Source organism: Streptococcus alactolyticus, assembly GCF_042649785.1.
GTDB lineage: Bacteria > Bacillota > Bacilli > Lactobacillales > Streptococcaceae > Streptococcus > Streptococcus alactolyticus.
Genome location: NZ_JBHRZX010000041.1, coordinates 1 through 22,799, shown reverse-complemented (window position 1 = coordinate 22,799; position 22,799 = coordinate 1). Strand labels below are relative to the sequence as shown.

Sequence of the window (22,799 nt, the reverse complement as noted above, 5' to 3'; positions counted from 1 at the left end):
ATGACCAAAACACTCACGCAACATTTGGAGAAAATTAAGGCAAGTGGAAAAGGGATTTTTGTGCCCTATATCATGGCAGGTGACCACGAAAAAGGCCTAGACGGTTTATACGACACCATTGCTTTTTTGGAAAATAGCAGAGCTTCTGCATTGAAGTGGGAATTCCTTGGTCTGACCCCGTTGCTGATGGACCTGTTATTGAACTCGCAGGACAAAGAAGCTTGGCTAACGATGTGAGTTTAACAGCGATTGTTCAAAAATTACAAGAAAAACAAACGACAGTTCCTTTGGTCATCATGACTTACATCAATCCTGTCTATCAATACGGCATTGAGAAATTTATTGCTGACTTGAAAAATACGTCTGTTAAAGGGTTGATTATTCCTGATTTACCACACGAACATGAAAATATGATAAAACCATATCTTACCGACACAGATATTGCTCTTGTGCCGCTGGTTAGCCTGACAACAGGTATTGAACGTCAAAAAACGTTATGTAAAGATGCTGAAGGTTTCATTTATGCTGTGGCTGTTAATGGCGTCACAGGTAAAACAGGTCATTACCGTGAGGATTTGGATAAACATTTGACCAATCTTAAAGCCATTGCTGACATTCCTGTTTTAACAGGTTTTGGTGTCTCAACTCCAGCGGACATTGAGCGCTTTAACAAAGTATCAGACGGTGTCATTGTTGGAACCAAAATCGTCAATGATTTGCACCAAGGTCATTTGGAAGCATTAGCAAACTTCATCCAGTATGGTGCTACCTATGCAAACTAAAAAAGCCTCCAAACGGAGGCTTTTAATCATGCGTAAATACTAGTGAGGTGAATTGTTATTAAAACAAATCAAAAATCAATTTGAGGTTTAAAACGGTTAGAACGACAGCAACCACATAGCCTAAAATGGTGTTCCACTTGGCATTGACAAACTGACCCATGATTTTCTTATTAGATGTGAAGTAAAGCAATGGGAAGATTGAAAATGGCAGAGCTAATGAAAGAAAGACTTGAGAATAAACAATCAATTGGTCCAAAACCTCTTCTTGACTACCATACATCAAGGCTACGATAATGGCGGGTGTCAAGGCTAAGAGTCGGGTAACCAAACGAATAAGCCATTGTGGCAAACGGAGTTTCAAAAAGCCTTCCATAACGATTTGCCCTGTTAAAGTACCTGTAATGGTTGAATTTTGCCCGCTGGCCAAAAGAGCGACCGCAAATAAGATTGATAGAGCTGAACTAGCCACGCTACCAGCAATGGCAGAATTTTGAAGTGCATCATACATTTGAGAAAAGGCACCAATGTCACTGGCGTGACCGTAGAACAAGGCAGCCCCCAAAACCAAGAGCAGAGAATTGACCACAAAAGCCAAACTCAACTGAATGTTGGAATCCCAAGTCATGAAGCGAACAGCTTGTTTAACAGAATTGTGATTGTCATAATCCACTTTCCGAGTTTGCGAAATGGAAGAGTGCAAGTAGAGATTATGTGGCATCACCGTTGCCCCGATAATCCCCAAGGCTAAGGTTAGCTGGCTATGCCCACCGACTTGCTTAGGATTTAAAATGGATGCGCGTGGGATATAACCTTGAAAAATGCCTGACACACTAGGGTGTGAGAGGTAAACCAAATAGACAAAGATAAGTAAAATCGTTGCTATTAAGGTTGACACGATTGCTTCAATTTTACGAAACCCAAGTTTCATCAAGGATAGCAGTAAAAAGACATCCAAGACTGTCAGTAAAATACAAAAGAGCAAGGGCCAACCAAACAGCAAATGCAAGGCAATCCCAGAACCGATAACTTCTGCCAAATCCGTTGCCATCAAAGCCAACTCAATGATGACAAAGAGCACGTAACGAAGCCCTTTTGGCAAATGAGCGGCGGTTGCTTGCGCCAAGTCCTGCCTTGTCACAATGCCTAGTTTTCCAGCCATCTGTTGTAGCTGCATCGCAATGAGAGATGATATTAAGACAACAGACAAAAGAACGTATTTATAAGTTGCTCCACCAACAACGCTTGTAATCCAGTTACCAGGGTCCATGTATCCAACAGCCACTAAAGCACCAGGACCGATAAAAACTTTCAACGTGCGCCAAAAGGGAGCGTTTTGAGGAACAGCGATACTTTGATTGACCTCACCAAGTGATTTTGAGTAAGTTGTAGATGTTTCCAAACCCCAACCTCTTTTCTGTATATTTCTAAAACCTATTATATCAGAAAAGCTCAAAAAATAAAGTCTATTTAACTAAAAAATTAAGTTAACTTAAAAAAGATAACTAACAAGTATCCTAAAAATAAAAAAGGCACCAAGGGAATGTGTTTGCAACGCTTTAATAAATAGGAGAGAATGCCTGCTAAAGACCCTAGTTCAATTACCCATAATAATGCCGTAAGGCTAAATCCTAAGCTCAAACTGGCGAGATAGAAAAAATCCCCACTGCCTATCTTAATATCTGTCATTTCTGCTAAAATCCCAAGCAAACAAAGGATGAGAAAGATAGGGGAAAGGGGAGCAAAAAAGAACAAGCCAAGTGTCGGAAGTAGCCAAGCCAGAATAGGAAAGCCAAGGGATTTCAAGTCGTAAAGGCTAAGCAAAACGCTCAGGAGAATGGTCATACAGATTTGTCCTGATAAGATATGATGGTAGTAACCGACACTAACAATTCCCAAGAAACACTCAATAAGCAAGTACCAAATGGGCAATTTAACCTGACAAAAACGGCAACGCCCACGGTTGATCAAAAAAGACAAGATGGGAATCAAGTCCCAAGCAGGCAAGGTTGTACCACAAGCTTGGCAATGACTAGCTGGCGTAATGAGGGATTTTTCAGGAAAACGCTCGACCACAACACCGATAAAAGAGGCTAAAGAAGCCCCTAGAAAAAAGAATAATAAAATGTCCATACTAGTTTATTCGAAAAATAATTAAAAAAGAGAGCATATTATTTGCTCTTTATTTAGAATTATCATAAAATAGGATTGTAAAGTAAAGGATGAGAAATCCTAAAGTGTTTCAAAATGTTATTTGACGAGGAGGTTTGCTATGACTCAAACAATCACTGAAAACATTTACGCATCTGTAACACATAATATCTCACAAAAATCAACTGCTAAAAATGCCAAAACAAAAGCTGTTCTTAACCAGGCGGTCGCTGATTTGTCAAAGGCTGTCTCAATTGTTCACCAAGTTCACTGGTACATGCGTGGAGCAGGCTTCTATTACTTGCACCCAAAAATGGACGAATTGATGGACAGTCTTAATGCTTCACTAGATGAAATGAGTGAACGTTTGATTACCATCGGGGGAGCACCTTATTCAACGCTTAAAGAATTTGATGACCATTCAAAACTAGAAGAGGTGCCAGGTTCATTTGAAAAAGCAATGGATGAACACTTGGCACGTTTGGTAGATGTTTATACTTATTTATCAGCTCTTTATCAAGTAGGTCTTGATGTGACTGATGAAGAAGGCGATGCACCATCTAATGATCTTTTCACAGCAGCGCAAGCTGAAGCTGAAAAGACTATCTGGATGTTGCAAGCAGAACGTGGCCAAGCATCAGGAATTAAATAAATAGGGTAAGAATATAAGGATAGGCTTTAGGGTCTGTCCTTGTTTTTATGTCCAATAAGCAGATTCTAAGAAAACGATTGCAATAGTTTGCGTTAGCGGTTGAAAATGGTTTTTTTTTTTGATAAAATGCTTATCATGAAAACTTTATTCGATGTGCAACAATTGCTAAAACGGTTTGGCATTTACATCTATATTGGGAAACGTCTTTATGATATCGAAGTCATGAAATTAGAACTTGAAAAATTGTATGAGAATGGCTTGATTGATAAGACAGAATACCTAGAGGCTGAATTAGTTTTACGACATGAGCACCGCTTAGAAATGGAGAAAGAAAATAAATGACACAAAAATTACTAGGAATCGACTTGGGTGGAACAACCATTAAATTTGGGATTTTGACCCTTAAAGGTGAAGTTCAAGAAAAATGGGCGATTGACACAAACATCCTTGAAGATGGTAAACACATCGTACCAGATATCGTGGCTTCTTTGAAACATCGCTTGGGCTTGTATGGGTTGACTAAGGACGATTTCGTTGGTATCGGAATGGGTTCTCCTGGTGCGGTTGACCGTGAAGCAAAAACAGTTACAGGTGCTTTCAACTTGAACTGGGCACACACAGAAGAAGTGGGCTCTGTTATCGAACGTGAACTTGGTATTCCATTTGCCATTGATAACGATGCTAACGTTGCGGCGCTTGGTGAACGTTGGGTTGGTGCTGGTGCTAACAATCCAGACGTTGTCTTTGTCACTCTAGGAACTGGAGTTGGCGGTGGTGTTATCGCTGATGGGAACCTTATCCACGGTGTTGCAGGTGCTGGTGGCGAAATTGGTCACATGATTATTGAACCTGATAACGGTTTTGAATGCACTTGTGGTAACAAAGGCTGCTTGGAAACAGTTGCTTCTGCAACAGGTATTGTCCGTGTGGCACGCTACTTGGCTGAAAGCTACGAAGGTGATTCTAGCATCAAAGCAGCTATTGACAATGGCGATGCGGTTTCAAGTAAAGACATCTTTGAAGCGGCTGAATCTGGTGATACATTTGCGGATTCTGTTGTTGAAAAAGTTGGTTTCTACCTTGGTCTTGCAACAGCTAACATCGCTAACATATTGAACCCAGATTCTGTTGTTATCGGTGGTGGGGTATCTGCAGCTGGTGAATTCTTGCGTATCCGTGTGGAAAAATACTTTATCCAATACGCTTTCCCACAAGTTCGCCAATCAACTAAAATCAAAATTGCAGAACTTGGTAACGATGCTGGTATCATCGGTGCAGCTAGCCTTGCAAGCCAATTCTTAGATTAAGGGGAAAACATTGGACTGGATTATTATTATACTGGTTATCCTTGTTGTTGTGACTTGGTTTGCGTGGAATTATTACAGCATTCGCCGTGCAGCGCATTTTATTGACAATGCTGACTTTGCAAGCCGCATTCATACCAGTCAAGTGATTGATATTCGTGAAGCGACTTCTTTTAAAGCCAAACACATCATGGGTGCACGCAACCTTCCAGCAAGCCAGATAGACTTGTCATTATCAGCTATTCGCAAGGACAAACCCGTTCTTTTGTACGCTGAAAGCAGAAGCACTGCCCTTCCACGCGTGATTAGAACGCTAAAACGAGCAGGTTTTACAGACTTGTATGTCTTAAACGATGGCTTTGATTACTGGACAGGAAAAGTCAAAGAAGGCTAAATGCCTCTCTGGCTTATATGTGAAAAAGGGCTTAGCCCTTTTTTTCGTGTTAAAAAGAGTGTGAGCTATTTTTGGGAAAGCGATGTCTTAAAAGTGCTCTATATTTGAAAACATTTACAATTCTTTTGACGCTGTTTTTTCAAAGGATTTGTGGTATAATTCAAAAGTTAGAATAAATGAAAAAAATCGAGGAATCATGACTAAATTAAGAGAAGATATTCGTAATGTGGCGATTATCGCCCACGTTGACCACGGGAAAACAACCCTTGTTGATGAATTATTGAAACAATCACACACACTTGACGAACGTAAAGAGTTGCAAGAACGTGCGATGGACTCAAACGACCTTGAAAAAGAACGCGGTATTACCATTTTGGCTAAAAATACGGCGGTTGCTTACAACGGCGTTCGTATCAACATCATGGACACACCAGGACACGCGGACTTCGGTGGTGAAGTAGAACGTATCATGAAAATGGTTGATGGTGTTGTGCTTGTTGTGGATGCCTACGAAGGAACAATGCCACAAACACGTTTTGTGTTGAAAAAAGCCCTTGAGCAAAACTTGACACCAATCGTGGTTGTTAACAAAATTGATAAACCATCTGCTCGTCCAGCTGAAGTTGTGGACGAAGTACTTGAACTTTTCATCGAACTTGGTGCAGACGACGACCAATTGGAATTCCCAGTTGTGTACGCTTCAGCTATCAATGGAACATCATCACTTTCTGATGACCCAGCTGACCAAGAACACACAATGGCACCAATCTTTGATACCATCATCGACCATATCCCAGCACCTGTGGATAACTCAGATGAGCCCCTTCAATTCCAAGTGTCACTTCTTGACTACAATGACTTCGTTGGACGTATTGGTATCGGTCGTATCTTCCGCGGTACGGTTAAAGTGGGTGACCAAGTAACCCTTTCAAAATTGGACGGTACAACGAAAAACTTCCGTGTAACAAAACTATTTGGTTTCTTTGGACTTGAACGCCGTGAAATCAAGGAAGCAAAAGCAGGTGACTTGATTGCCATTTCTGGTATGGAAGACATCTTCGTTGGGGAAACCATCACACCAACAGATTGCGTTGAACCTCTTCCAATTCTTCACATTGACGAACCAACCCTTCAAATGACTTTCTTGGCAAATAACTCACCATTTGCAGGTCGTGAAGGAAAATACGTTACTTCTCGTAAAGTAGAAGAACGTTTGCTTGCTGAATTGCAAACAGACGTTTCATTGCGCGTTGAACCAACAGATTCTCCAGATAAATGGACTGTTTCAGGTCGTGGTGAATTGCACTTGTCAATCTTGATTGAAACTATGCGTCGTGAAGGATACGAACTTCAAGTATCACGTCCAGAAGTTATCATCAAAGAAATTGATGGTGTGAAAATGGAACCATTCGAACGCGTTCAAATCGATACACCTGAAGAATACCAAGGTGCGGTTATCCAATCCTTGTCAGAACGTAAAGGTGAAATGTTGGATATGCAATCAACTGGAAATGGTCAAACACGCTTGATTTTCCTTGCGCCAGCTCGTGGTTTGATTGGTTACCCAACTGAATTCTTATCAATGACTCGTGGTTATGGTATCATGAACCATACCTTTGACCAATACATGCCAGTGATTAACGCTGAAATCGGCGGACGTCACCGTGGTGCCTTGGTATCTATCGATACTGGTAAAGCAACAACATACTCTATCATGTCTGTTGAAGAACGTGGTACTATCTTCGTTAACCCTGGTACAGAAGTTTACGAAGGAATGATTATTGGTGAAAATTCACGTGAAAATGACTTGACTGTTAATATCACGAAAGCAAAACAAATGACCAACGTTCGTTCAGCAACGAAAGACCAAACGGCTGTTATCAAAACCCCACGTATTTTGACGCTTGAAGAATCACTTGAATTCTTGAACGATGATGAATACATGGAAGTTACTCCAGAATCTATTCGCCTACGCAAACAAATCCTTGATAAAAATATGCGTGCTAAGGCTGCGAAAAAGAAAAAATCTGCAGAGTAATGCTTTAAACGTGCGAAGCTAAAGACCAATCGTGCGATGTGAAGAGGGGGTCAGCGTGTTTTACCTTATTGTTGCGATTTTAATCGTTTCTTATTACTTTTTTATGGCCCCTACAAGCATTCGTAATACATTGAACACCATTGGCTTGGTGGGTGCCACGGCTCTCTTAATTGTGCTGGCATTTATGAGTTTTATCAAAATCCTTCAATCGCCACCAGAAATTTTGCTGGGATTTGCCATGGCGATCTTTGGATTTTTCGCCATTCGTGATGTCTATCAATTACCAGCTAGGGCAGAAAAAAGTGAGCATCCAAATAAAGGAGATTGAGTTTTGCTCAATCTTTTTTAGTGACGGCACTAGAATGATTGAAAAAGCGTTTAAATAAATGTAGAATATTACTATATTTGTAAGGTTAGAATGGATAAACGATGAAAAAAATAGAAACATTTAAAAACAAAAAGGTATTGGTACTTGGCTTGGCCAAATCAGGGGAAGCTGCAGCTAAGTTGTTGGATAAACTTGGGGCTATCGTGACCGTTAATGATAGCAAACCTTTTGATGAAAACCCTTCTGCACAAGCCTTGTTAGAAGAAGGAATCAAGGTGATTTGTGGTAGCCACCCTTTGGAATTATTGGATGAAAATTTTGAATGGATGGTTAAAAATCCTGGTATCCGTTACGATAATCCTATGGTGGTGAAGGCTCTTGAAAAAGGCATCCCAGTCATCACAGAAGTTGAGTTGGCTTACATGATTTCAGATGCGCCAATTATTGGTATCACAGGGTCAAATGGTAAGACAACGACAACAACCATGATTGCTGAAACCCTTAATAACGGTGGCAAATCAGGGCTTCTTTCAGGAAATATCGGATTTCCTGCTTCAGAAGTTGCCCAAACGGCGACTGACAAAGATACCTTGGTTATGGAATTGTCATCTTTCCAATTGATGGGAACACGCACCTTCCATCCACACATTGCTGTTATTACTAATTTAATGCCAACGCATATTGATTACCACGGTACTTTTGATAATTATGTTGCTGCCAAATGGAACATTCAAAAACACATGACGGCAGATGATTTTGTGGTGCTTAATTTGAACCAAGATTTGGCAAAAGAATTAGCACAAAAAACAGCAGCACAAGTGGTACCATTTTCAACAATTGAAAAGGTTGACGGTGCTTATCTTGACGGCAATACCTTGTATTTTAAAGAGGAAGCTATCATGAAAGCCTCAGAAATTGGTGTGCCTGGAACACACAATGTTGAAAATGCTTTGGCAACCATCGTTGTGGCTAAATTATCAGGAATTTCCAATGAAGCCATTAAGGAAACCTTGGCTCATTTTGGTGGGGTAAAACACCGCTTGCAAGCCCTTGGTGAAGTGGATGGTGTCCGTTTTTACAATGATTCCAAATCAACTAACATTCTAGCCACTCAAAAAGCCCTTTCTGGTTTTGATAATGCCAAAGTGATTTTGATTGCTGGTGGTTTGGACCGAGGCAATGAATTTGATGAGTTGGTTCCTGATATTACTGGTGTGAAATTGATGGTGATTCTTGGTGAATCTGCACCGCGTGTCAAACGAGCAGCTGACAAGGCTAAGGTGCCTTATCTGGATGCCACAGACGTTGCGGATGCGACTCGAATTGCCTTTAGTAATGCGGAAGCTGGCGACGTTGTTTTGTTGAGTCCAGCCAATGCTAGTTGGGATATGTACAAAAACTTTGAAGTCCGTGGTGACGAATTTATAGCGACTTTTGAAGCCCTTAAGGAGAGTAACAATGCCTAAAAAAATTGTGTTTACCGGCGGTGGAACGGTTGGTCATGTGACCTTGAATCTCATTCTCATTCCAAAATTCATCGAAGATGGTTGGGAAGTGCATTACATTGGGGATAAGCATGGTATTGAGTACGAACAAATCACTCAATCTGGCTTGGATGTGACCTTTCATTCAATAGCTACTGGGAAATTGCGACGCTATTTTTCATGGCAAAATATGTTAGATGTGTTTAAGGTTTCTTACGGCGTTTTGCAATCTTTTGCCATTATGGCACGCCTTAAACCGCAAGTTTTGTTTTCAAAGGGAGGCTTTGTTTCAGTACCGCCCGTTATTGCGACAAAACCACTAGGCGTTCCAGTCTTTGTCCACGAGTCAGATTTGTCCATGGGACTTGCCAATAAAATTGCTTACCGCTTCGCGACAACTATGTACACGACGTTTGAGCAACCTGAAAGCCTAACCAAAGCCAAACACGTTGGAGCTATCACTAAGGTTGGCAATAAAGTGCCTTATGACACGAGTAAAATCGACGCCATCAAGAGCCACTTTGACCCTAAATTAAAAACTATTCTCTTTATTGGTGGTTCAGCTGGGGCGCGTGTTTTCAATGATTTTGTAAGTAACACACCTGAATTGACCCAGCACTACAACGTCATCAACATTTCTGGCGACAAATCGTTGAATGAATTGAGCCAAAATCTTTACCGAGTGGATTATGTGACGGATTTGTATCAGCCTTTGATGGATTTGGCAGATGTTGTGGTAACGCGTGGGGGTTCTAACACTATTTTTGAACTGGTGGCTATGCAAAAATTGCACTTGATTGTGCCACTAGGCAAGGAGGCTAGCCGAGGCGACCAATTGGAAAATGCGGCTTATTTTGAGAAAAAAGGCTACGCGCGTCAATTGGCAGAAGACCGTTTGACCTTGGAAAACTTGCAAGATGAATTGAACCAGCTCTTTACGGATGAAGCACAGTACAAAAAACAGATGAAAGAATCCAATGAGTTGAAATCACAGGATGAATTTTACCATCTGATGATGGCTGACATTTCTAAAACCGCAAAAGGAATTTAAATGGCAAAAGAGAAAGAGCAAGACAAACAACAAGACACAAAACCACAAGAAGAATTAACCGAATGGCAAAAACGCAATATTAAGTTTTTGAAGAAAAAAGAAGCTGAAGAGTTGGAGAAAAAAAAGCAGCAAGAAAAGATGCGTTTGGAACGCAATCCTTACGCTGCTAGCCAAAAGCAAGCTGAAGATGATGAGGACAAGGATTCTAAGGAAAAAGTAGCCGATAAGGCAAGTGACAAGAAAAAGGAATCCTCTGAATTCTCAGAAATAGTGGAATCAGACCAACCCAAACCTAAAAAGGTGAAAAAGCCCAAAGAAAAAAAAGAACGCTCACCCCTTCAAAAAGCAATCAGGCACGCTCTTCCTGTTCTTTTGGGTGCTGTTCTTGTGTTGGCGATTTCGATTTTCTTGGTATCGCCCTTAAGCAAAAAGAAAGTGATTACTGTCGAAGGTGGCAATAGAGCCACTCAAGAAGATGTCTTGTCGGCATCTGGCATCAGCAGTTCAGATTATTTCTTTTCCTTGATTTTGAATAGGTCATCTTATATGCACAATATCTTAAAGAATGATAAGCTCATCAGGGAAGCGAAAATGACCTATCATTTTCCTAATAAATTCACGATTAAGATTAAAGAATACAACATTGTGGCTTATGCACAGACAGACGATGGTTATCAGCCAATTCTTGAAAATGGCACACGTTTGGGAGTTGTTAGCTCGCAGGATTTGCCAGACAATTTCTTAACCATCAATTTATCATCTGAAAAAGAAATTGAGCAACTCATCAAAGCTTTCTCAAAATTAGACAAGAGTTTGGTGCAACAAATTCAAATTGTGAGCTCAGCTGATTCGTCAACAACTTCAGATTTGCTGAATTTGGAAATGCACGATGGCAATACGGTGCGTGTTCCGCTATCAGAATTGGATGAAAAATTGCCATATTACGATAAAATCAAGCAAAACTTGACGGAAAATAGTATTGTGGATATGGAAGTTGGTATTTACACAACCACGTCAACCATTGAGTCAGAAGCTGCTGCCGAAAAAGAAAAAGCGCAAAATGAAGCTAACGCGGACGAGTCACAAATGGAAAGTACAGATGAATCAACGGAATTGACAGAGTCTAACGACACAGAAAGTCAGTCAGAAGTGAGTCAAGAGGCATCAGCTACCAGCACCGAAACAGACGCAGTTAGTGATACGTCAAGTACTCAACAATGATTCCAAATCCGTGTTGTTAAAGCGAAAAAACGAAATAATTTGGTAAATGAGAGTTTAGTCTTGACTTATAGTGACTTTACTGTTAGAGTAATGAGTGTAAATAAGATTTGGGGTTTAAGTAATAAGTGGTATCTTTTTGTTTTTCCTCTTGAATATTTTTACAAATTTATATAAAAAAGAGGTAACTCAATGGTACAAGGTACAGTAAAATGGTTTAATGCGGATAAAGGTTTTGGCTTTATCTCTCAAGAAAATGGGACTGATCTGTTCGCACACTTTTCTAAAATTAAATCTAATGGTTTTAAATCTTTAGAGGACGGTCAGAAAGTTCAATTTGACGTTGAACAAGGAGAACGCGGACTTCAAGCAGTTAATATTATTAAAATTTCTTAACGTTTAAGGGGAGCTATTTTGATAGCTTCTTTTTTATTCGGAAATACCCTTAAATTTTTATCGGGATATATTGTTGTTCGGATATAACAACGCCACCGTTTTTTGCGCGTGATTTTCCCTTTTTAAAATATTCAGCACGTCCGAGAATGGGTCTAAAATCCCCTGTATGGCGTTTTAATACTCGGGAATATAATTATATTATCCAAGTGTTTAAATGACCCCCGCCCCCCTTCTCGTGCCGAGGAGAGCCACCACAAGGTGTTCGCTTGTACCACGCGCCATTTTTTCAGATTTTTAAGGGTGTCATATAACCTCAAAAAACCTTATTTTGATTATGTTTTATTTACCAGTTAACTATCTATTTGTTCCGCTGTTAGATTGCATAAAAAAAAGCCTATAGGGCGAACCTATAGACCCAAAAAAAACCATGCTCGCACAAACCTCAAAAATGAAACAACACTAACATCATAACATTCTCTATATTTATTTTGGCTTTGTGCCGTAATTATTATACCACGGTCGCTTACAGTGCTACAATAAGAACATGGAAAAATATAATAAAGGTATCCTAGAAATGGGATACCTCTTTTTTTATACAAATAAAAAAACCGTGGGATAAACCACGGGAGAAAATCACAATATATCTATCTAAGTACACTAATATTATAACATGATGGGTTATGTTAGTCACACACGCGCGTGGTTATTGAAATGATTAATATAAGGCGCTGATAAATAAGTATGGGATAGTATTTGATTATGTTCCCCCCTAATGAACCAGTAAAGCCCTATGAGGTGGTTACTACTGAAAAGGTAGCAGACGTTTGGAAGAGCTAAAAGAATGGTAACACAAAAAAGCACCCGTTAAGGTGCTATTTTCTTGCCCGCTGAACCCGTATTTTTAAATGTGTTTTAATGTAACTGCTACATTAAGTTAGTAATTTTATATGTTTTCGTATTTTCACAATAATAGCTATAAACGTTGATACAACAGGCTTTGTTTATATTAGTAATTTTGTGCGTTAGTTTGAAAATAAAAATATCACTATTCAACATTTGAGAATTTTCCTAGCATTCAAAGAGAGGGGTTAAAGATTGACGGTGATGGCTTCGTTTATCTTGCTGAATCTCACGAACTAGTGAGGGAGTTTGCTTGCCTTTATGGTTTACAGGCTTATGCTTTGTTTGAGGTTGATATAGAACCGAATGAAGTATCAGAAAGCACAGACCACAACGAAGAATATTTTAAAGGGCTAACGTAAAAAACAAGCGCAAAATGTTACATAAGTGAGCATAATATACCAGCCGATAGAGTGAACTTTATAGGTATGTTTTGGGTGTAAAGGAGGCAGACAATGGCAGACAATGACAGATAAAGAATTAAATAAAATAGCTGACCTTATCAATGAACGTGTAACGTTTGCCGAATTGGCAGAATTCAAACACTTGGAACAGCGAGAAGATAGGAAAGCATGGGTTAAAAATCAGATTGCCAAGCTAGATAAAGGAGAAATACTGCCATGACAGATATCGTTATCAGTATTCAAGGCACTAAAACAAAGTTAGCGGTAGCGCGTGACCGTTTTAATTGGGTTACCCGACAAATTCAAAAAATGGAGGTACGACCGTATGGAAATTAATCTACTAAGCAACGAAACGGAGCAAGCATTAGTTAGTGGTATTTTGACTAGGATGCTTTTTTCCTGCCTGCTGAACTCGTAAATTTGTTATAAAATTTGTTACGTTTTTTGTTACGTGTATTTTATCGTAATTAATATATTCTAGCTATAAATATTAGTATGTTTTTTATACTGTAACGTTTTTTACAATATTAAATAGTAGGGAAATTTCTATAACAAAAAACGTAAAATGATAACATTTTACGTTTTTTTATGATATAATATTTTCTGAATACTTCTGATTTTATGCAGATTTTAGAATAGTAAATGAATGGAAAGATAGAGAGGTCGAGTGAATGGCTAGAAATGGCTTTTTTACAGGTTTGGATATAGGGACAAGCTCGATTAAAGTTCTCGTAGCAGAATTTGTTTCTGGCGAGATGAACGTCATTGGTGTGAGCAACGTTCCCAGCACTGGAGTAAAAGATGGAATTATTATAGATATTGAAGCTGCTGCTGAAGCAATCAAAAAAGCGGTTGAACAAGCAGAAGAAAAAGCCGGAATGACCATTGATAAGATTAACGTCGGTCTTCCAGCTAATCTTCTTCAAATTGAGCCTACTCAAGGGATGATTCCCGTTCCTAGCGAATCAAAAGAAATTAAAGACGAAGATGTTGATAGTGTCGTGAAATCAGCTTTGACAAAAAGCATTACGCCAGAGCGTGAAGTGATTTCACTCATTCCAGAAGAGTTTATCGTGGATGGTTTCCAAGGTATCCGTGACCCTCGTGGCATGATGGGTATTCGCTTGGAAATGCGTGGCTTGATTTACACTGGGCCAAGCACGATCCTTCACAATCTTCGCAAGACAGTAGAGCGTGCTGGTATTAGCGTGGAAAACGTGATTATTTCACCACTAGCTTTGGCGAAATCAGTTCTCAACGAAGGGGAACGTGAATTTGGTGCTACTGTGATTGATATGGGTGGCGGTCAAACAACAGTCGCTTCAATGCGCGCACAAGAGTTGCAATACACAAACATCTACCCAGAAGGTGGAGAGTATGTCACAAAAGACATTTCGAAAGTCTTGAAGACATCAATGCAAATTGCAGAAGCGCTTAAATTCAACTTTGGACAAGCAAACTTGGCAGAAGCAAGTGAGTCAGAAAGTGTTCAAGTTGATGTGGTTGGTAGTGACACGCCAATTTCAGTGAGCGAGCATTACTTGGCAGAAATCATTTCTGCGCGTGTTCGCCACATCTTAGACCGTGTCAAACAAGATTTGGAACGTGGACGCCTCTTGGATTTGCCAGGAGGGATTATTCTTGTCGGTGGTGGAGCGATTATGCCAGGTGTGGTTGAGTTGGCTCAAGAAATTTTCGGAACCACTGTTAAACTCCACGTGCCAAACCAAGTAGGTATCCGTAACCCAATGTTTGCCAACGTGATTAGTTTGGTAGAATACGTTGGCATGATGAGCGAGGTAGATGTGATTGCTCAACGTGCGGTTTCTGGTGAAGAACTCCTTAGACGTAAGCCAGTGGATTTTGAACCAGAACCACAACCACGTCCAGTCTATCAACCAGCTCCAGAGCCTGTTGCTCCAGTAGTTAGCGAGCCTACACCGCAGGCTCCTCAGGGTATTCCTGCTCATAAGGAGCCATCAAGACCTAGCCTGACAGAGCGTATTCGTGGTCTTTTTGGAAGTATGTTTGATTAATAATAAGTGAGGAAAATTAAAAATGGGAATTTCATTTGATGCAGCGTCTGTACAAGGTGCTATTATTAAAGTTATCGGTGTCGGCGGAGGTGGCGGAAATGCCATTAACCGCATGATTGATGAAGGAGTTGCAGGTGTTGAATTTATCGCTGCTAACACTGATATTCAAGCGTTGAGTTCTTCAAAAGCAGAAACAGTCATTCAATTAGGTCCAAAATTAACACGTGGCTTAGGTGCTGGAGGTCAACCTGAGGTTGGTCGTAAAGCTGCCGAAGAAAGCGAAGAAGCTTTGACAGATGCTTTGTCAGGTTCTGATATGGTCTTTATCACTGCTGGTATGGGTGGTGGCTCTGGTACAGGTGCTGCGCCAGTTATCGCTCGTATTGCTAAAAGCTTGGGTGCTCTTACAGTTGCCGTTGTCACACGTCCGTTTGGTTTTGAAGGAAACAAACGTGGCAACTTCGCTGCTGAAGGTATTGCAGAACTTCGCGAACAAGTAGATACTTTGTTGATTATCTCAAACAACAACCTTCTTGAAATCGTGGATAAAAAGACACCGCTTCTTGAAGCACTTAGCGAAGCTGACAATGTGCTTAGACAAGGGGTACAAGGTATTACAGACTTGATTACAAGCCCAGGCCTTATCAACCTTGACTTTGCCGATGTGAAAACCGTTATGGCAAACAAAGGTAACGCTCTTATGGGAATCGGTATCGGTTCTGGTGAAGAACGTATCACAGAAGCTGCTCGCAAAGCTATCTTCTCACCATTACTTGAAACAACAATCGATGGTGCTGCAGATGTTATCGTAAACGTTACTGGTGGTCTTGACATGACTCTTACTGAAGCCGAAGAAGCTTCTGAAATCATCAGCCAAGCTGCTGGTAAAGGGGTCAACATTTGGTTGGGTACATCTATTGATGACAGCATGAAAGATGAAATCCGTGTGACTGTTGTGGCAACTGGTGTCCGCCAAGACCGTGCAGATAAAGTGGCTGGTTTCCAACAATCAAACCGTTCATTTAACCAACCAAATGCACAACAAGCAGCAGGTGCTCAATACGCTTCTGAACGTGCACAACAATCAAGCCAACCAGCTTTTGAACGTCGTTCAAGCTTTGACTATGATATGGGTGCAACAAACACTGTACCAACATCACAACCAGCGTCTAACCCAGCTTCACAACAAAAAGACAATTCATTTGGAAACTGGGACCTTCGTCGTGACAACATCAGCCGTCCAAAAGAAGGTGAACTAGACAGCAAATTGACGATGTCAACTTTCTCAAGCAACGACACAACTGACGATGAATTAGAAACACCACCATTCTTTAAAAACCGTTAATGACGGATTTTCAAAAGAATAAAGACCTTGTTTTTGAACAAGTAGCGCAGGCAGCGCAAGCCGCTAATCGCTCTAAGGATAGTGTCAATATTATCGCAGTGACGAAGTACGTTGACAGTGGTGTGGCTGCTCGTCTTATTGATACTGGCATTACCCATATTGGGGAAAACAGGGTTGATGTTTTTCTTGATAAATACGAAGCTTTGAAAGACAGACCTTTGACTTGGCATTTGATTGGAAGTTTGCAACGTCGTAAAGTTAAAAATGTGATTAACTTGGTGGATTACTTCCATGCCTTAGATTCTGTCAAATTGGCTTTAGAAATTCAGAAACGAGCGGAGCATACAATCAAATGTTTCCTACAAGTCAATATTTCAGGTGAAGAGAGTAAGCACGGTTTTAAAGTTTCGGAAATTGACGAAGCTTTAGCCGCTATCTCTGAATGTGATAAAGTGGAACTGGTGGGCCTAATGACAATGGCTCCGAAAGATGCTTCTGGAAATGAGATAAACGACATTTTTGGTAGAGCAAATCAGATTAGACAAGAGTTACAAAAACGTGGTTTACCCCATATGCCATTTACAGAATTAAGTATGGGGATGAGCGGTGATTTTAAGCTTGCTATTCAAAACGGAGCGACTTTCGTCAGAATTGGGACATCATTCTTTAAGTAACAGGAGAAAAGATGGCATTTAAAGACAGATTTGAGAAAATAATTTCATATTTTGATACTGATGAAGTTAGTGATGTTGAGCCAACAGTGAGTGAGGAGGTCAAGCCTTCTGCCTCTCAAGAGAGTGAAAAGGTCCAGCCAATTAAACGATCAATGGAACAACCTCAACCATCTAACCGCGTTCAACACGTGGTTAATGGTAACGATGCTCAACGCTCATCTTCATCTCAACAAAAGAGGACGGTAGAAGATATGCAACGTGTTCGCGCATTAAACCAACGCCGTGAAGAGCAAGCAAATGTGAATCAACAAACTACAACTATTACGCTTAAATACCCTCGTAAATATGAGGATGCTCAAGAAGTAGTGGATTTGTTAAACAATAACGAATGTGTTTTGATTGATTTTCAATACATGCTAGACGCTCAAGCACGTCGTTGCCTTGATTTCATTGATGGCGCAAGTAAAGTGCTTTATGGAACACTTCAAAAAGTAGGTAGTTCAATGTACCTTTTGACACCATTTAATGTGATTGTCAATGTTGAAGAACTTCCAATGCCAAATAATGGTCAAGATGTCGGATTTGATTTTGACATGAAAAGACGCTAATATAGATAACATATGATTTTTATATTAATTGTATTACTAAAGACGATTCAGTTTTATTCTTATCTACTATTTGCTTACGCTTTACTGTCTTGGTTCCCAGGAGCCTACGATACTTGGTTGGGGCAGGTTTTGACACAAATTGTTGAGCCTGTGATTAGACCTTTCCGACGTTTTAACCTTCAATTTTTGGGGTTAGATTTTACGATTATAGCTGTGGTGTTCGCTCTTAATATTTTGAGCCGCATTCTGATTATGGTATTCACATCCTTATGACATCACAAGGAGTCTATCAACATTTTCGACCTGAGGAGCATGACTTTATTGATAAAATAACACGTCTTGCTCAGCGGGTAGAAGAAACCTATGCCTATGTTTTGACGGAGTTTTTAAATCCTCGTCAAATCGAGATTGCGAAAACGGTGGTTAATCATTTTGGACTGAAAGCATTTGTGTCCAGTGATTATTATGCTAGTGAATATGCCCGTCTGATTATCGCACCAGAATATTATGTCTGTCAGGTAGAAGATTTTGAATTAGCCTTGCTTGAAGTGCGTTACCAGTCAAAATTTGCCCAGTTAAGCCATGCACAGATTATGGGAACTCTCCTTAATCATCTTGGCATTAAACGGACAGTCATCGGTGATATTTTGGTAACAGATGGCTACGCTCAGGTGTTAGTTTCGCGAAATATGTCTGATTATATTAGAATCCATACAACAAAGATAGCCAGAACGAGTGTTTCATTGAGAGAAATTCCTCTAAGCGATATCATCGTTGCAAATCAGGCTAGTCTGCAGCTAAACGTCATCGTGTCAAGTATGCGTCTGGATAAGATTCTGGCAACTGTGCTAAAGCTATCAAGAACGCAAGCTGCGCAGTTAATAGGAACAGGTAAAGTCAAACTTAATTATCAACTGATCGATAAAACAGCGACAGTTCTTCAAGTTGGAGATTTAGTTAGTGTAAGAGGGTTTGGTCGATTTTCAATTTTGAGCGATAATGGGATAACCAAAAACGGCAAATTGAAATTGACCATAGATAAGATGATACATAAATAAGGAGAATTCAATGGCACTTACAGCACTTGATATTAAAGATAAAACATTTAAAGTAAAATTCCGTGGTTATGACGAAGAAGAAGTTAATGAATTTCTAGATATTGTTGTTGAAGACTACGAAAACTTGGTTCGTCGTAACCATGAGCAAGAAAATCGTATCAAAGATTTGGAAGATAAATTGGCTTACTTTGATGAAATGAAAGAATCATTGAGCCAATCTGTTATCCTTGCTCAAGAAACAGCTGAAAAAGTGAAAACATCAGCAAACGACGAAGCAGCAAACCTTGTTAGCAAGGCGAACTACGATGCGCAACATTTGATTGATGAAGCAAAATCAAAAGCCAACCAAATTTTGCGTGATGCAACTGACGAAGCAAAACGTGTTGCTGTGGAAACAGAAGATTTGAAACGTCAAACACGCGTCTTCCACCAACGTTTGGTAGCTGCTATTGAAGGTCAACTTAGCTTGGCTAACTCACCAGAATGGAACGAATTGTTGCAACCAACAGCCGTTTATCTTCAAAACTCAGACGCAGCTTTTCGTGAAGTTGTTGAGAAAGTGTTAGACGAAGAAGTTCCAGAATTGGATGATGAGTTGTCAATGGATGCGACACGTCAATTCACACCAGAAGAAATGGAAGAATTGCAACGTCGTGTTGAAGAAAGCAACAAACACCTTGAAGAAACGCAAAAATTAGCAGCTGCTGACGACGAATCTGCTGACGCAGATACAGATGAAGCAGTTAATCTCAGCGAAACACAAACATTTAAATTGAATATCGAAGAAGACTAAGAAAAACGCGATTGTTAATCCATATTTTCAGCGAGCAGGAGATGGTGTGAGTCCTGTAATCCCTAGATTGGCAATTATCATTTTCGAATCGTTTTATCTGAATGAAGTAAGATAAAAGGGCTGACTTACCTTACGAGTCGCAGAGGGAGATTTGGTTTGATCTGATTTTTTTAGGAAAATAAAATCTCTGAACAAAGGTGGTACCACGAGCTTTCGTCCTTTTGAGGCGAAAGCTCTTTTTTATTATTTAACCCTGTCAACCTTCTGTCGTTGCTTGTGTGATGACAGTTAGATTATTTATATAAGGAGTAGCTATGAAACTAAAAGAAACGCTTAATCTTGGAAAAACAGCTTTCCCAATGCGTGCTGGGCTTCCTAACAAAGAACCAAAATGGCAGCAAGAATGGGAAGAAGCTAATATTTACGCCAAACGTCAACAATTAAACGAAGGCAAGCCTTCTTTCAACCTCCACGATGGACCTCCGTACGCTAACGGAAATATCCACGTTGGGCATGCCATGAATAAAATTTCTAAAGATATTATTGTGCGTTCAAAATCAATGTCTGGTTTCCGCGCCCCTTATGTACCTGGTTGGGACACACACGGTTTGCCAATTGAACAAGTGTTGTCCAAAAAAGGTGTGAAACGCAAAGAAATTCCATTGACAGAATACCTTGAAATGTGTCGTGAGTATGCGCTTAGCCAAGTGGATAAACAACGTAACGACTTTAAACGTTTAGGAGTTTCTGCTGATTGGGAAAATCCATACATTACTCTAAAACCAGCTTATGAAGCGGCTCAAATCCGTGTCTTTGGTGCTATGGCTGACAAAGGCTACATTTACCGTGGTGCTAAGCCAGTTTACTGGTCATGGTCATCTGAATCAGCTCTTGCGGAAGCTGAAATTGAATACCACGATATTGATTCAACTTCTCTTTACTATGCCAATAAAGTTAAAGATGGTAAAGGTGTGCTTGATACAGATACTTACATTGTCGTTTGGACAACAACACCATTTACAGTAACAGCATCACGCGCTTTGACTGTTGGTCCTGATATGGATTATGTCGTTGTGAAACCTGCTAATAATGACCGAAAATTCGTTGTTGCAGAAGGACTTTTGGATAGCTTAGCTGAAAAATTTGGTTGGGAATCATTTGAAGTTCTCGCTAAACATAAAGGTACTGAACTCGAATATATCGTTACAGAACACCCATGGGATACTGAAGTGGATGAATTGGTTATCTTGGGTGACCACGTTACACTTGATTCAGGTACAGGTGTTGTCCATACTGCCCCTGGTTTTGGTGAAGATGACTACAACGTTGGTGTTAAATACGGATTGGAAGTTTTTGTTACTGTTGACGAACGTGGTATCATGATGGAAAATGCTGGTCCAGATTTCCAAGGTCAATTCTACGATAAAGTTGTTCCAACTGTTACTGAAAAACTTGGTGACCTTTTGCTTGCTAGCGAAGCCATTACTCACTCATACCCATTTGACTGGCGTACTAAGAAACCAATCATCTGGCGTGCTGTACCACAATGGTTTGCATCAGTTTCTAAATTCCGTCGAGACATTCTTGATGAAATTGACCGCACAACATTCTATCCAGAATGGGGTCGTACACGTCTTTACAACATGATTCGTGACCGTGGCGATTGGGTTATCTCACGTCAACGTGCTTGGGGTGTGCCACTTCCAATCTTCTATGCAGAAGACGGTACAGCTATCATGACTAAAGAAGTGACTGACCACGTTGCAGATTTGTTTGAAAAATACGGTTCAATCGTTTGGTGGGAACGCGATGCCAAAGACCTTCTTCCAGAAGGCTTCACGCACCCAGGTTCACCAAATGGCGAATTTACCAAAGAAACAGATATCATGGATGTTTGGTTTGACTCAGGTTCTTCATGGAATGGTGTTATGAATGCCCGCGAAGGTTTGGAATATCCAGCTGATCTTTACCTTGAAGGTTCTGACCAATACCGTGGTTGGTTCAACTCATCATTGATTACCTCAGTTGCCGTCAATGGTCATGCTCCTTATAAAGCTGTCCTTTCTCAAGGTTTCGTTCTTGATGGTAAAGGTGAAAAAATGTCTAAATCACTCGGAAACACTATCCTTCCAAGTGACGTTGAAAAACAATTTGGTGCTGAAATCTTACGTCTTTGGGTAACAAGCGTTGATTCTAGCAACGATGTTCGTATTTCAATGGATATTTTGAAACAAACGTCAGAAACTTACCGTAAAATCCGTAATACCCTTCGTTTCTTGATTGCAAATACCAGTGATTTCAATCCAAATGAAGATACCGTTGCTTACGAAGAATTGCGTTCTGTGGATAAATACATGACCGTGAAATTCAACCAATTGGTAGCAACTATCCGTAAAGCTTATGAAGCTTATGATTTCATGGCTATCTACAAAGCTGTTGTGAACTTCATCACTGTTGATTTGTCTGCCTTCTACCTTGATTTTGCCAAAGATGTGGTTTACATCGAAGCAGCTGACAACCTTGCTCGTCGTCAAATGCAAACCGTCTTTTATGACATTTTGGTTAAAATCACTAAATTGTTGACACCAATCCTTCCACACACTGCGGAAGAAATTTGGTCATACTTAGAGTTTGAACCAGAAGAGTACGTGCAATTATCAGAATTACCAGAAGCAGAAGTCTTTGAAGGTCAAGACAATATCCTTGAAGAATGGGATGCCTTCATGACCCTTCGCAACCAAGCTCAAAAAGCCTTGGAAGAAGCGCGTAATACTAAAGTTATCGGTAAATCATTGGAAGCTCATTTGACAATCTATGCGAGCGAAGAAGTGAGAACACTTTTGACAGCCCTTGATAGCGACATTGCGCAATTGTTGATTGTTTCTCAATTGACCATTACAGATGAAGCTGCGCCAGCAGATGCCGTTGCTTTTGAAGATGTTGCCTTCACAGTTGCTCATGCAGAAGGTGCTGTTTGTGACCGCTGTCGCCGTGTTGACCCAACAACAGCGGAACGCTCATACGGTGTGACAATCTGTGACCACTGTGCTGACATTGTTGAAACGAATTTTTCAGCAGCCGTAAGCGAAGGTTTTGAATAAGCCAATAAAAAAGGCTCTTTGTCAACTGTAGTGGGTAGATGAAAAGCTAACACCTAGAGAGGACGAACTTCGTTCTCTCTTTCTT

General features: G+C 40.3%; 20 protein-coding genes and 2 pseudogenes. 20 read left to right on the top strand and 2 right to left on the bottom strand.

Annotated elements, in window-relative coordinates; translation table 11 throughout:
- A pseudogene (gene trpA / locus ACFORE_RS08355) lies at positions 1-782 on the top strand (tryptophan synthase subunit alpha).
- A 58-nt stretch (positions 783-840) separates the two neighbouring features.
- On the opposite strand, the gene ACFORE_RS08350 reads toward trpA, so the two are convergent.
- Entirely contained in the window at positions 841-2,181 is a 1,341-nt protein-coding gene (locus ACFORE_RS08350) for an Nramp family divalent metal transporter (RefSeq protein WP_154454464.1), read from the bottom strand.
- 80 nt (positions 2,182-2,261) lie between these two features.
- A complete protein-coding gene (locus tag ACFORE_RS08345; RefSeq protein ID WP_154454463.1) occupies positions 2,262-2,912 on the bottom strand; it encodes a prepilin peptidase in 651 nt (216 codons plus the stop codon).
- Between the two features lie 139 nt (positions 2,913-3,051).
- Between ACFORE_RS08345 and ACFORE_RS08340 the strand changes: the two genes are divergently transcribed.
- From ACFORE_RS08340 to ileS, 19 genes and pseudogenes are all read left to right on the top strand, one after another.
- Entirely contained in the window at positions 3,052-3,582 is a 531-nt protein-coding gene (locus ACFORE_RS08340) for a Dps family protein (protein WP_154454462.1), read from the top strand.
- Positions 3,583-3,717: 135 nt separating this feature from the next.
- Positions 3,718-3,924 (top strand): YqgQ family protein, encoded by a 207-nt coding sequence (locus tag ACFORE_RS08335; RefSeq protein ID WP_154454461.1) that lies wholly within the window; start codon positions 3,718-3,720, stop codon positions 3,922-3,924.
- Positions 3,921-4,889, top strand: a complete 969-nt coding sequence (locus ACFORE_RS08330; RefSeq protein WP_154454460.1) for an ROK family glucokinase — start codon at positions 3,921-3,923, stop codon at positions 4,887-4,889. Before ACFORE_RS08335 ends, ACFORE_RS08330 begins: the two co-directional genes overlap by 4 nt.
- A gap of 10 nt (positions 4,890-4,899) precedes the next feature.
- Entirely contained in the window at positions 4,900-5,280 is a 381-nt protein-coding gene (locus ACFORE_RS08325) for a rhodanese-like domain-containing protein (RefSeq protein ID WP_154454459.1), read from the top strand.
- Positions 5,281-5,476: 196 nt separating this feature from the next.
- Positions 5,477-7,318: a translational GTPase TypA gene (gene typA / locus ACFORE_RS08320; protein WP_154454458.1), complete on the top strand. Its 1,842-nt coding sequence runs from the start codon at positions 5,477-5,479 to the stop codon at positions 7,316-7,318.
- A gap of 55 nt (positions 7,319-7,373) precedes the next feature.
- The gene (locus ACFORE_RS08315) at positions 7,374-7,646 is read left to right on the top strand and encodes a DUF3165 family protein (protein WP_269725732.1); all 273 of its coding nucleotides are present in this window, start codon (positions 7,374-7,376) and stop codon (positions 7,644-7,646) included.
- Positions 7,647-7,747: 101 nt separating this feature from the next.
- Complete coding sequence (murD, locus tag ACFORE_RS08310; RefSeq protein WP_235280648.1) at positions 7,748-9,112, top strand: UDP-N-acetylmuramoyl-L-alanine--D-glutamate ligase; 1,365 nt, start codon at positions 7,748-7,750, stop codon at positions 9,110-9,112.
- Complete coding sequence (locus ACFORE_RS08305; RefSeq protein ID WP_154454455.1) at positions 9,105-10,181, top strand: UDP-N-acetylglucosamine--N-acetylmuramyl-(pentapeptide) pyrophosphoryl-undecaprenol N-acetylglucosamine transferase; 1,077 nt, start codon at positions 9,105-9,107, stop codon at positions 10,179-10,181. The genes murD and ACFORE_RS08305 overlap by 8 nt, the downstream gene beginning before the upstream one ends.
- On the top strand, positions 10,182-11,402 hold the full coding sequence (locus tag ACFORE_RS08300) for a cell division protein FtsQ/DivIB (RefSeq protein ID WP_269725734.1): 1,221 nt from the start codon (positions 10,182-10,184) through the stop codon (positions 11,400-11,402).
- 189 nt (positions 11,403-11,591) lie between these two features.
- Positions 11,592-11,795 carry a cold-shock protein gene (locus tag ACFORE_RS08295; RefSeq protein ID WP_154454453.1) on the top strand — a complete coding sequence of 68 codons (204 nt, stop codon included), beginning with the start codon at positions 11,592-11,594 and terminating at the stop codon, positions 11,793-11,795.
- A gap of 1,365 nt (positions 11,796-13,160) precedes the next feature.
- Entirely contained in the window at positions 13,161-13,319 is a 159-nt protein-coding gene (locus ACFORE_RS08290; RefSeq protein ID WP_167510354.1) for a hypothetical protein, read from the top strand.
- A 451-nt stretch (positions 13,320-13,770) separates the two neighbouring features.
- Positions 13,771-15,135, top strand: coding sequence for a cell division protein FtsA (gene ftsA, locus ACFORE_RS08285; RefSeq protein WP_168261277.1), 1,365 nt, complete (start codon positions 13,771-13,773; stop codon positions 15,133-15,135).
- A gap of 22 nt (positions 15,136-15,157) precedes the next feature.
- Entirely contained in the window at positions 15,158-16,480 is a 1,323-nt protein-coding gene (gene ftsZ / locus ACFORE_RS08280; RefSeq protein WP_154454451.1) for a cell division protein FtsZ, read from the top strand.
- Positions 16,480-17,154, top strand: a complete 675-nt coding sequence (locus tag ACFORE_RS08275) for a YggS family pyridoxal phosphate-dependent enzyme (protein WP_154454450.1) — start codon at positions 16,480-16,482, stop codon at positions 17,152-17,154. The genes ftsZ and ACFORE_RS08275 overlap by 1 nt, the downstream gene beginning before the upstream one ends.
- 305 nt (positions 17,155-17,459) lie before the next feature.
- Positions 17,460-17,762 (top strand): annotated as a pseudogene (locus ACFORE_RS08695) (cell division protein SepF); the annotation flags it as partial.
- Between the two features lie 12 nt (positions 17,763-17,774).
- Positions 17,775-18,035 (top strand): YggT family protein, encoded by a 261-nt coding sequence (locus ACFORE_RS08265; RefSeq protein WP_154454448.1) that lies wholly within the window; start codon positions 17,775-17,777, stop codon positions 18,033-18,035.
- The gene (locus tag ACFORE_RS08260) at positions 18,032-18,820 is read left to right on the top strand and encodes a YlmH family RNA-binding protein (RefSeq protein WP_154454447.1); all 789 of its coding nucleotides are present in this window, start codon (positions 18,032-18,034) and stop codon (positions 18,818-18,820) included. The genes ACFORE_RS08265 and ACFORE_RS08260 overlap by 4 nt, the downstream gene beginning before the upstream one ends.
- A gap of 10 nt (positions 18,821-18,830) precedes the next feature.
- A complete protein-coding gene (locus ACFORE_RS08255; protein WP_154454446.1) occupies positions 18,831-19,613 on the top strand; it encodes a DivIVA domain-containing protein in 783 nt (260 codons plus the stop codon).
- 314 nt (positions 19,614-19,927) lie between these two features.
- Positions 19,928-22,714, top strand: a complete 2,787-nt coding sequence (gene ileS, locus ACFORE_RS08250; protein ID WP_235280655.1) for an isoleucine--tRNA ligase — start codon at positions 19,928-19,930, stop codon at positions 22,712-22,714.
- Positions 22,715-22,799: the final 85 nt, after the last annotated feature.

Excerpts from the sequence above, each read along its gene's own strand:
- ACFORE_RS08345 (WP_154454463.1), bottom strand. The coding sequence starts at position 2,912 with ATGGACATTTTATTATTCTTTTTTCTAGGGGCTTCTTTAGCCTCTTTT.
- ACFORE_RS08340 (WP_154454462.1), top strand. The coding sequence starts at position 3,052 with ATGACTCAAACAATCACTGAAAACATTTACGCATCTGTAACACATAAT.
- ACFORE_RS08335 (WP_154454461.1), top strand. The coding sequence starts at position 3,718 with ATGAAAACTTTATTCGATGTGCAACAATTGCTAAAACGGTTTGGCATT.
- ACFORE_RS08330 (WP_154454460.1), top strand. The coding sequence starts at position 3,921 with ATGACACAAAAATTACTAGGAATCGACTTGGGTGGAACAACCATTAAA.
- typA (WP_154454458.1), top strand. The coding sequence starts at position 5,477 with ATGACTAAATTAAGAGAAGATATTCGTAATGTGGCGATTATCGCCCAC.
- murD (WP_235280648.1), top strand. The coding sequence starts at position 7,748 with ATGAAAAAAATAGAAACATTTAAAAACAAAAAGGTATTGGTACTTGGC.
- ACFORE_RS08305 (WP_154454455.1), top strand. The coding sequence starts at position 9,105 with ATGCCTAAAAAAATTGTGTTTACCGGCGGTGGAACGGTTGGTCATGTG.
- ACFORE_RS08300 (WP_269725734.1), top strand. The coding sequence starts at position 10,182 with ATGGCAAAAGAGAAAGAGCAAGACAAACAACAAGACACAAAACCACAA.
- ACFORE_RS08295 (WP_154454453.1), top strand. The coding sequence starts at position 11,592 with ATGGTACAAGGTACAGTAAAATGGTTTAATGCGGATAAAGGTTTTGGC.
- ACFORE_RS08290 (WP_167510354.1), top strand. The coding sequence starts at position 13,161 with ATGACAGATAAAGAATTAAATAAAATAGCTGACCTTATCAATGAACGT.
- ftsA (WP_168261277.1), top strand. The coding sequence starts at position 13,771 with ATGGCTAGAAATGGCTTTTTTACAGGTTTGGATATAGGGACAAGCTCG.
- ftsZ (WP_154454451.1), top strand. The coding sequence starts at position 15,158 with ATGGGAATTTCATTTGATGCAGCGTCTGTACAAGGTGCTATTATTAAA.
- ACFORE_RS08275 (WP_154454450.1), top strand. The coding sequence starts at position 16,480 with ATGACGGATTTTCAAAAGAATAAAGACCTTGTTTTTGAACAAGTAGCG.
- ACFORE_RS08265 (WP_154454448.1), top strand. The coding sequence starts at position 17,775 with ATGATTTTTATATTAATTGTATTACTAAAGACGATTCAGTTTTATTCT.
- ACFORE_RS08260 (WP_154454447.1), top strand. The coding sequence starts at position 18,032 with ATGACATCACAAGGAGTCTATCAACATTTTCGACCTGAGGAGCATGAC.
- ACFORE_RS08255 (WP_154454446.1), top strand. The coding sequence starts at position 18,831 with ATGGCACTTACAGCACTTGATATTAAAGATAAAACATTTAAAGTAAAA.
- ileS (WP_235280655.1), top strand. The coding sequence starts at position 19,928 with ATGAAACTAAAAGAAACGCTTAATCTTGGAAAAACAGCTTTCCCAATG.